The following is a 10523-nucleotide window of genomic DNA, read 5'->3' on the forward strand; positions in this document are numbered from 1 at the left end:
ATTTATCCTTAAAGTCTAATTGTCATACCGTCACTCAATGAATGTCGATACGCTTGAATTGCTGGAATAACACCAATAATAAAACCAGAGCATAGAACAAGAGCTAACAGTTTTAATTCGTACAAGCTTGGTAAGGTAAGTTCAATGGCGATACCATAATATTGCTGGATGATAGGCTGCAATATAGATAAAGAAAGGTATAAACCGAGTAGGCCTACGATGATCCCAAAGGTTGTTATTACGACCGCTTCACTAATAAGTAGTGCGAAAATATGTTTCGGTTGAGCTCCCATTGATCTTAGGATCGCCATTTCTCGTCGCCTTTCTTGTAGGCTGGTTAATAAGCTAGTGAGCATTCCCATTAAGCCTGCAATGACAACAAAAACAGAGACGGCCAATAAAGCTTGCTCTGCCATCGACATCATTCCCCATAATTCATGTAATGCAATGCCTGGAAGAATGGCACTTAGTGGCTCTTTACTATAATCATTAATATAGCGTTGTAGCGCAAATGTTTGAATTTTTGAGTTAAGCCCTAGCATGAACGCGGTAATTGCTTTAGGTTCAAATTGATGCTGTTCCAATATTTCTGCATCTGGTGTATTTCCTAAATGAGCACCACTTTCCCAGCCAACATGTATAGCTTCTATTGCACCTAAAGAGACATGTAAGGTTTTGTCTACTGGTGTTCCTGTCGGTGCTAAGATACCAGTGACAGTAAAGGGTAAATTATCATGACGAGTAAAAGACTGATCACTAATTCCATGAGCGATAACCAATTTATCACCGAGTTGGTAGTTCAGTTTATTTGCGACATCGGCACCGAGAACAACATCAAATAAATGTGAGAATGGTTTACCTTCTTTAAAGGTTAATGGTTGTTTTTTTCCGTATTGATAAAAACGAAAATAATCTTGATTAGTTCCCATGACTCTAAAGCCTTTATGGGAATCACCTAGAGAGATTGGAATTGACCATTTTACTGATTTTTGATTGCTGATCTCTTGATAGCTTTTCCAGTCAATATTGTTGGTGGCATTACCAATGCGAAAAACAGAATAAAGCAGTAGGTTGACCTGGCCTGAACGGGCACCAACAATTAAGTCGGTATTCGAAATAGTATTGGCAAAGCTTGTCTTTGCTTGTGTTCTAATTCGTTCAACTCCCATTAATAACATGACAGAAATAGCGATAGTTAATACCGTTAATATGACCGTCGTTTTTCGGTTTCTTAGGCTTTTCCATGCTAACTGAGCAATACCAATCACAGCGTATCTCCTGCATTATTTAATGTTCTTAAATCAATACAACGATCAAAAAGAGACTCCAAACTTGGGTCATGACTCACAAAAAGTAATCCTGCACCACTGCTTTCACATTCCTCCATTAAGAGCTGAATAAAAGCAAAGCGAGTTTCGTGATCTAATGCTGAGGTAGGTTCGTCTGCAATGATCAGTTTAGGTTTACCAATGAATGCTCTTGCTGCTGCGACTCGTTGTTGTTGACCGATACTTAAGTCAGTAATTGGTTTACTAAAGTGAGAACTTGGCAATTGAAGTTGATTTAGTAGGCGCTCTGCTTCTTTTATTAGTTCTGGCTTTGAGAACTCTTTTTTTGATGAAAACTGGTATGGCAAAATAACATTATCAATAACAGAAAGATAAGGCAGTAAATTAAATTGTTGAAAAATATAACCAATATTATCCGCTCTAAATCGGTCTCGTTGATTTGAGGTCAATTGATTGATATCAGTACCATTAATACTCACCGTTCCTTCTGTAGGGGACAAGATCCCAGTAAGCAGGCTAAGTAAAGTAGATTTACCACTGCCACTAGGGCCTTTGATAAATACTTTTGTTCCTTGTTGTTGCTGATAGCTTGATATATCAAGTGTTCGCTCTGTTTGATTTGGCCAGCAAAAAGTCAGGTTTGATAATTCAATAATATTCATAAAAATTATGACGGTGTTGCCACCGTCATACCTAAATTATAGAGCTAAAACTGCTTTTTTAGCGGTTAACGTTGCTGCTTTCTGTCCTGAGTTACCTAAATACTGAACTGTCATTTTTTGAGTATGAGAAAATACACTAAACCACTGTGTTTCTATTTGATTTAATTCCGACATTGTTTCGCAATGATATTCATATTGAGCAGTAAATTCACCATGTTCACCTTGATGTTCTTCATGGTGAGAATCATCATCATGATGGTCATGATGGTCATGATGGTCATGATGGTCATGATGGTCATCGTGGTCTTCGCTTTTCATATTATGAGAAACGTGTATATCCGAAACTTCACAGTTGGCAGACTCAGGTAGAGAGAAAATTGCATTTGGCGTTTTTAGTTTAGCAATAGCTTGCTCTAATAACTGTTCTTGTTCTTTGTTTTTAGGGGCGTGTTCAAATCCTACAACATCAGAGCCAGGAGCTGTGATTTCAAAAAGTAAATGTTCGCCATCTTGAGCTATATTGGTTTCAACTACACCATGAACGTGTGCGTCGTGTTGACGATGCTCTGAGTGTTCAGAATGCTCTGAATGATCGTGTCCATCATGATCGTCATGGTGATCAGCGGCATAAGTCATTAGTGGTACTGAAAATAATGTAGTAGAGATGATTAGTCGTAGTGCATTTTTTTTGTTACAGATAAGCATAATGGCTTCCTATTATCTAAGAGTTATAAATGTGATGTAATTTATTAATGTTAGACGATAGAGAGGGGAGGTGCTCGCGAGTGAACGGTAATTGAAAACGGAGAGCTATTTTCTACAGTAGAGAATTCAAAATGAATAATAACTTGAGGAATAATAGAGGGAGAGCTGACATGAATAACAAGACCAGAGCCAATAGAATGAAATAATTGACAGTGGTGGTGTTCATGATGTTGTGTGTTGGAATCAATTTGATGATAAGCAACCAAGACACTAAATAGCGCTAGAGTAATTGCTAAACTCCAATTTAACCAACGCTGTTTAGTAAAAAAGTACGATTGCATTGTACCACCCGAAAGAAACTTGAGTGGTAAATGTAATAATATAACAATTTATAAGCAAGGCATTTATTTATAGCTGAGCGTGAATTAAGCTAATGACTTGTTTTATTTCATCAGAAGTTAGTTTGCCTTCTTTTACAAAAAGTACATTCCCTTTTTTATCTTGGACAATGATTGCAGAGCTTTCAGGCTGAAGATCCCAAGCTGTAGCTACCTTGCCATTTTCATCAAGAACCATCGATGACCATGAAAATTCTTTTTTGCTTTCCTCAGCAGAAGATTTTACAAACCCACCAGTACCCCAAATAGAATCGTCTTGATTAATAATTGTTGTAGTTTGATATTTTGATTCAGGGAACTTTTCTAAGGTAATGGCACTCATAAGATCAGCGTTCATTGCTTTAGCACCACTTCGACCAGCAATGGCCTGTAATACTCGAACTTTCCCTTTTAATTGTTCACTGTTCCAATTTTGGTATACAGCAGCATCGTTGGCGTAAGTAATTTCACCATATTGTTCAACAGAGACTGAAGGAACGCTTTTGTTTAATGAAATGTTGTGAGCAAAAGAAAGTGATGGTAGTAGGCAAGCGCTAAGGGTAAGTAGTTTTACTATTTTCATTTTTATTATCCTTGGAAATGAGTGTTTGTAGTGTAGTGCAGAGCTTAATAAAAAGCGATTCGACCAGTAGAAAGTGTGCAGTTGCTAATTGTTGCTAAAAAGTAAAATCCAACTTGAGGCATACTGTTTTGTATTCTATAATGTTAATCAAATGTTTCGAGCGCATTTTTTAGATAAAACATAATAATAAAATCAGTATGTTTTGATGGACTATGAATGAACACCTTATATGGATTATTGAGGTAATGGCTATGTTTAGAAATTTTAAGGCTTATCGACCACTTCAAGTGGCTCGTTTTGTAAAAACGTTATTTAAAGGGCAGATTCACATTGAAGGTATTGGGTCTTTTGAATTTGATGAAGGCAAACTATTGATGCCAAATAAAGAAAATAGAAAAATGCTATCAGTGATGAGTGAAGTGAATCAACATATTCGTCAACTTTCAGCAATGCCAGCTTAAGCAGATTAAATTAAGAGGTGCTCGTTATGAGCACCTTTTTTATTATAAGAAGCACACACCAGTACCACCTAATCCACAATAACCATTGGGGTTTTTAGCTAAGTACTGCTGATGATAATCTTCGGCAAAATAGAAAGGGTGAGCCGGCATTATTTCAGTGGTTATAGGATCTGTAATACCTTGTTTTTCTAATGCCTCTTGATATTGCTGTTGTGTTTTTTGGGCTATTTGTAGTTGTTGGTTTGAATGTGTATAAATTACTGAGCGATATTGTGTACCAATATCATTACCTTGGCGCATTCCTTGAGTGGGATTATGGCTTTGCCAAAAAGAATGCAATAGCGTCTCAAGTGAGATAAGGGTAGGGTCAAATACAATTTTTACTACTTCGACGTGGTTTGTCGTTCCAGTACAAACTTCTTTATAGTTTGGGTTTGGTTGCTCTCCACCTGTATACCCTACTGCGGTTGAATACACGCCAGATAATTGCCAAAACAATCGTTCAGCTCCCCAAAAGCACCCCATACCAAAGTAGATAACCTCATGATTTAAAGGTACCGTTTCTAAATCAACATGTGAAAGAAAGTGAGGTGATAATGTATTTTGTTTATTCATGGTCATGTCGCATCCTTCAACTGAGTCATTTGGAAGACTTTTACCTTGTGCTACTCTACAAAGCGAGTAAATTACCATTACATAGAACGCATTCATGAATCAATAGAATAATTAATTAAGTATGACAAAGAAGTTACCCCTCTTATTGATGTGCTGCTTGACCTTTTTTTCAACAAGAGTGACAGCACAAACGGAACTAGAGATCGAGGGTTTAGAAGGATCTTTGCTGAGTAACGTCGAAGCGTATATTTCAGCCATACCAGAAGAGGAGTACTCAACTTCGCTTCGTTTCCAGTCTCGCCTTGAAAACAACACTCGTGATGCACTTAAAGCGTTAGGTTATTACCAGCCATTGATGAGTTTTTCTATTGAAGGTGAAAAAGGGGAGCACACCTTAGTGCTGACGGTTAATCCTGGAGAGCCTGTTTATATCTATGTCAGTGATATCTTGATCACCGGTGAAGCGAAAGATGATATTGATTTTATTAATGCGGTTGATAATTCAGGGTTAAATCTGGGGCAAGTGATTAATCATGGTAAATATGAAAGCTTAAAAAGCACTTTGCAAAATCTAGCATTAAGAAAAGGCTATTTTGATGGTGAGTTTACTCTAAGCCGCCTAGAGATTGCTCCTGGTCGTCATCAAGCTTTGGTGCGCTTGCATTATCAGAGTGGTCAACGTTACCATTTTGGTAAAACAAAAATTGATGGCAGCCAAATTGAAGAGAAACGCGTCCGTTCTATTATTCCTTTCAAAGAAGGAGACCCATACTTAGCAAGCCAAATTGGTCTACTAAACCAATCTTTATCTAATACGGAGTGGTTTTCTTCTGTTTATGTTGAGCCAGATCTTGAGGCTGTTGGGTCTAGTCGACAATTGCCAATGAATGTGCATTTATCCCCTCAGGTTCGAAACCAATTGGAAACCAGTATTGGCTACTCTACAGATGTCGGTGTTAGAGGTAAGGTCCGTTGGAAAAAACCATGGCTTAACGATTATGGACATAGTTTAGACACAGGCTTTTCTATTTCAAAGCCAGAACAAGAAGCAACTATATCCTATAAAATCCCTTTAGAGCAGGTACTTAAAGATTACTATATCGTTAAGTATGGTTTAAAGAATGTGGATAATAGAGATACAGACAGTTTAGAGTCAAATTTGGCCGTTGAAAGACACTGGGTATTTGATTCTGGTTGGCATAGAACGCTTTATACCCGTTTTCTTTATGAAGAATTTACCCAAGGTTCTCAAGATGGTACTGCAAGATTAATACTTCCTGGTGTGTCTTTTTCTAAAAGTCGTTCTCGTGGTGGCACTATGCCTATGTGGGGCGATAAAAAAGCATTTACTATTGAGGCGACCGATCAGGGCTTAACTTCTGATGTGAAATTACTTCGTATCTTAGCGCAAGGAGCTATTGTACGGAGCATTGGTGAAAATCATCGCGGAGTTGCAAGAGCTGAGATTGGAGCTATGTATACGGATGACTTCTACAAGCTGCCTCCTTCAATTCGATTTTTTGCTGGTGGTGATAATAGTGTTAGAGGTTATGGCTATGAAGAAATATCCCCTAAAGATGAAGAAGGCTATTTAACGGGTGGTCAATTTATGGCGACCAGTAGTTTAGAGTATCAATATCGAGTGGTTGGTAATTGGTGGTTGGCAACGTTTGTTGATTATGGTGATGCATGGATATCAACACCTGATTGGAAGATGGGAGCGGGTTTAGGTGTAAGATGGGCATCACCTGTTGGACCGGTACGACTTGATTTCGCTTGGGGTCTTGATGCTGAGCCGGGAGATGAATTTAAAATACATTTCACTTTAGGGCCTGAAGTATGAGTTCTTTAGAAGAAAATCACGAGCAGAAAATCGATAGTAAACAAAAGAAAAGCCGCCGTTTTAGTCGTCATTGTATTTGTTTAGCGCTTTTTTTACCGATGTTAGTTCTTGTGTTTCTCCTGTTGGTTGGAGCGATTGTTTTTACTAATCCAGGTTTAAAGCTTCTTATATGGGGAGCGGAGAAAGCATTACCCTCTTTATATATAGATAAAGTAGAAGGCAGTTTATTGCCTGAGTTTTCTTTATCTGGAATATCTTACCAAGATAAAGCATTCATCAATGCTAAGATAAATAACCTGCATGTTGCCTCTACTCCCAAATGTTTAATACAACCAGCGCTTTGTATTGATGATATATCGATTGATGGTTTGAAATTAAACTTACCAGAGTTACCTGAAACTCAAGCGACAGAAGAGTCTGAGCCAGCGGAGCAAAAGCTGTTATCTATTCCCATCCCTATTAATGTAACTAATATTAGTTTGAATAACATTGATATGAATATTTTAGGTAATCATATTCAATGGCGCTCATTTAGTACTGGTGTAAAACTACATCATAGTGATTTGATAATAACTCCGCTTGCTTGGAAGAAGATAAGCGTTGAGTTAGCTAAGTCAGCAGCTCCTCAGGAACCACCTGAAAAGTTATCAGAAGAAAAACCAGCATCAAGAATAGTACTTCCTTCGGTTTATATCCCTCTGAATATTAGTATTGAGCAATTTGCCTTACGAGACTTTACCCTTAAACAAGAGACTCCAATTCAAGTTAACCAACTCGATTTTATTGCGAAGGTCAGAGAGCATAACGTTCATATAAAAGATTTTTATTTAGATATGCCACAAGCAACTTTAACGATGAATAATGATATCGAACTTGATGGTGATTATCCGTTAACGCTAGATGCCATCCTAAAAGTCAAAGATACGGAATTAAAAGGCCATACAGTTATATTGGATGCAAAGGGAAGTGTTGCTGATCTGACTGCTTCACTTCAATTGAGTGGTGGGTTGCAGGCTCATGTTAATACAAGGATAAAACCATTAGAACCGACACTTCCATTCGATATTAAAATTTCAAAAGGTGATGTTTATTGGCCGTTAAGCGGTGATAAAACGATAACGACATTAATACCAAACTTCAGAGCTAAAGGTGACTTAAACCAATATCAATTTTCAAGCTCTCTATATATAGAGGGAAAAGGGATCCCGCAAACGGATATTCGTCTTGAAGGTAAAGGTGATATGGGCTCTGTAAATTTATATGATTTACTTATTGATACCTTGGGCGGACAGATTTCAGGTAAAGCTGAAGTTGATTGGCGATCGCTGGTGCAATGGAAAGGGGATATCAATCTTCAAAATATTCAGCCAGGACTTGAGTGGGAAGCCGCAGAAGGAAATATTAGTGGAAGAATTGTCACTAGTGGCTCGCTTACAAAGAAAGGTGGCTGGAATGCGTTAATACCAAATATCGATATTAACGGTATCTTTAGAAAGTACCCACTAGATATCAATGGTTCTCTCTTTGCTCATGATGAGGATGGTAAGGGAGATATAAACATCAACATTCCAAGTTTAGAGTTACATCATGGTGATAATGGCATTGAAATCTCTGGTGGCGTGAATAAAGAGTTGAACTTGGATGTAGATGTTAACTTCCCGGAGTTGTCTGATAGTGTTCCTGACTTACATGGCAAGTTATTCGGTGATATTGAATTAACCGGAAAATTAACAGAGCCAAAGATAGATCTTGATATAGATGCACTTGGATTAAAGTGGGACAAAGAAGCTACATTAAAAAAAGCCTCGATTAAGGGTTATGTGGTTCCAATGCCAAAGCTGAATGCAGACCTTAGTATTGATTTAACTAAAGGCAAATATAAAAAACAGTTGCTTGAGGCTCTAAATATTAAGTTTAGTGGCAAAGAAGAAAATCACCGCTTGAGCGTAAATTTGGATTCCAACGTTGTTGATTCATACCTAGTCATTGATGGTGCTCTAAATAGAAAGAAAGGTTGGAAAGGTGAGTTATCAAAAGCGGAAGTTAAAACAGAGATTGGTCCATGGAAATTAGATAAAAAAGCAGCACTGGCCTATGACATTCAAACATCAGAAGCATTTATTCAAGCAAACTGTTGGAGCCAAGAAGCCACCTCTATTTGCTTGAATAAAGATTTGTTAGCGGGCAAGTCAGGAACGGTTGATTTAAGCATTAATCATTTTGAATTTAGTAAGCTAAAAAACTTTTTACCAGAAGAAACGACAATTAATGGTGAAGCGAATCTAAATGTTATCGCAAAATGGGAGAAGCAAAAGGCGCCTTACGTTAAAGCAACTCTGTATTTACCAACAGGGAGTGTCCAACAGCAGATGGAGCAACCGCTTATTATTGGTTGGGATGATATTAACGTTAATGCTGAAATGAAAAATGATGAGCTCAATGCCGATTGGCTTATTGCATTGACCGATAATGGTCAATTAAAAGGACAAGCAGTCATTGATGATTTGACTGGAAAGAAAACAATAAAAGCGACCTCTTATATAGAGGAGCTTTCATTATCTATGTTTCAACCAGTATTAGGTGAATACAGTCAACTTCAAGGCTTCATTAATTCAAAGATTAATTTTTCAGGACCGATACTGCACCCTAAGTCAGTCGGTGATCTTGAGATTAGTAAAGTAATAGTAAAAGGGGAGGTGTCTCCTGTTGATGTTGATAATGGTGACTTTAAAATCAAGTTGAATGGTTATGATGGAGAGCTTGTTTCTAAGATAACGACCCCTGATGGTGATTTACATATTAATGGTTCAGCTGATTGGCGTGATTTGAAAAATTGGAAAGCAGGACTTGATGTTTTTGGTAATGAACTTCAAGTAAACGTCCCACCAATGGTCAAATTGAAAGTTAAGCCAGACATGAAGATCCGCATCATTCCTACATTAGCGAAGATCACTGGCAGTATTGGTATTCCGTGGGGAAGAATTGTTGTGAACGATTTACCCGAAAGCGCAGTCGGAGTATCAAAAGATGAAGTGATTTTAAATGATGACCTTCAGCCCGTGGAAACTGAAACTACGCTTCCAATGGATATAGAGACTGACATTAATATATCGATTGGTGATGATGTGCTTCTTTCAGCATTTGGTTTAGAAGCAGGATTGGTTGGCAAGTTAAATGTAACCCAAAAGAATAAAGGTCCATTCATTACTGGAGAGGTAAACATTGAAGATGGTACTTATCGCTCTTTTGGACAAGATCTACAAATAAGAAAAGGGAAGATTCTATTTAATGGCCCTGCTGATCAACCTTATGTCGATATAGAGGCGATTCGAAATCCAGAGAATACTCAGGATGACGTGATAGCTGGAGTTAAAGTGAGTGGTCCTGCTGATACTCCTAGAGTTGAAATATTTTCATCTCCGTCTATGCCTCAAGCCAATGCTTTGTCTTATCTGTTAAGAGGACAGGATATAGATAGTGAATCTGGTGGTAATGCCATGACGACGACATTGATAGGCTTAAGTCTTGCGAAGAGTGGGAAGGTTGTTGGTGAAATAGGGCAAGCATTTGGTGTTCAAGACTTACAATTAGATACTGCAGGTTCCGGTAATGAGTCGCAAGTAACAATTAGTGGTTATATAGCGCCAGATCTCCAAGTTAAGTATGGGGTCGGTATTTTTAATTCACTGGGTGAATTTACGTTAAGGTATCGCATTATTAGTGATCTCTATTTAGAGGCTATTTCTGGAGTAGACAATGCAGTTGATTTAATTTATCAGTTTACATTTGATTAAAATAAAGAAATTGTGGATAACYTTGWKCMCAWGCYGWRTCASAGTKAARSGTAATARMGYMKAWGGTWKTSTRKSGTTTMMMCATSWRAGAGTAGGACATCGCCAGGCTTGAATTTGAATAAGTGCCCGTTCAATAGAACGGGCTTTTATTTCGCTCCCAGTTTGTCACTGTGAGCCAAGTCAACATAACGTTT

Annotated in this window: 9 protein-coding genes; 3 read left to right on the top strand and 6 right to left on the bottom strand. The window is 37.8% G+C overall.

The window, feature by feature from the left end; all coding sequences use genetic code 11:
* Positions 1–8 precede the first annotated feature (8 nt).
* The 5 genes from ED622_RS05405 to ED622_RS05425 all read right to left on the bottom strand — a co-directional run bounded on the left by ED622_RS05405 (position 9) and on the right by ED622_RS05425 (position 3616).
* Positions 9–1268 carry an ABC transporter permease gene (locus ED622_RS05405; RefSeq protein ID WP_122032929.1) on the bottom strand — a complete coding sequence of 420 codons (1260 nt, stop codon included), beginning with the start codon at positions 1266–1268 and terminating at the stop codon, positions 9–11.
* On the bottom strand, positions 1265–1951 hold the full coding sequence (locus ED622_RS05410) for an ABC transporter ATP-binding protein (RefSeq protein ID WP_122032930.1): 687 nt from the start codon (positions 1949–1951) through the stop codon (positions 1265–1267). Before ED622_RS05410 ends, ED622_RS05405 begins: the two co-directional genes overlap by 4 nt.
* A gap of 36 nt (positions 1952–1987) precedes the next feature.
* On the bottom strand, positions 1988–2656 hold the full coding sequence (locus tag ED622_RS05415) for a DUF2796 domain-containing protein (RefSeq protein WP_122032931.1): 669 nt from the start codon (positions 2654–2656) through the stop codon (positions 1988–1990).
* 50 nt (positions 2657–2706) lie between these two features.
* Entirely contained in the window at positions 2707–2997 is a 291-nt protein-coding gene (locus ED622_RS05420) for a DUF2607 family protein (protein WP_122032932.1), read from the bottom strand.
* A 67-nt stretch (positions 2998–3064) separates the two neighbouring features.
* The gene (locus tag ED622_RS05425) at positions 3065–3616 is read right to left on the bottom strand and encodes a YtfJ family protein (protein WP_122032933.1); all 552 of its coding nucleotides are present in this window, start codon (positions 3614–3616) and stop codon (positions 3065–3067) included.
* 251 nt (positions 3617–3867) lie between these two features.
* On the opposite strand from ED622_RS05425, the gene ED622_RS05430 reads away from it, so the two are divergent.
* Positions 3868–4077, top strand: coding sequence for a DUF1107 domain-containing protein (locus tag ED622_RS05430; RefSeq protein WP_122032940.1), 210 nt, complete (start codon positions 3868–3870; stop codon positions 4075–4077).
* A gap of 42 nt (positions 4078–4119) precedes the next feature.
* Here ED622_RS05430 and msrA read toward each other — a convergent pair whose 3' ends face one another.
* Positions 4120–4698: a peptide-methionine (S)-S-oxide reductase MsrA gene (msrA, locus tag ED622_RS05435; protein WP_216822075.1), complete on the bottom strand. Its 579-nt coding sequence runs from the start codon at positions 4696–4698 to the stop codon at positions 4120–4122.
* A 115-nt stretch (positions 4699–4813) separates the two neighbouring features.
* Here msrA and ED622_RS05440 point away from each other — a divergent pair, with 115 nt between their 5' ends.
* Positions 4814–6535 (top strand): autotransporter assembly complex family protein, encoded by a 1722-nt coding sequence (locus ED622_RS05440; RefSeq protein ID WP_122032935.1) that lies wholly within the window; start codon positions 4814–4816, stop codon positions 6533–6535.
* Positions 6532–10329, top strand: a complete 3798-nt coding sequence (locus ED622_RS05445; RefSeq protein ID WP_122032936.1) for a translocation/assembly module TamB domain-containing protein — start codon at positions 6532–6534, stop codon at positions 10327–10329. Before ED622_RS05440 ends, ED622_RS05445 begins: the two co-directional genes overlap by 4 nt.
* The last annotated feature ends 194 nt before the right edge of the window (positions 10330–10523 follow it).

Source organism: Aliivibrio sp. EL58, from assembly GCF_900312675.1.
Classification (GTDB): Bacteria; Pseudomonadota; Gammaproteobacteria; order Enterobacterales; family Vibrionaceae; genus Aliivibrio.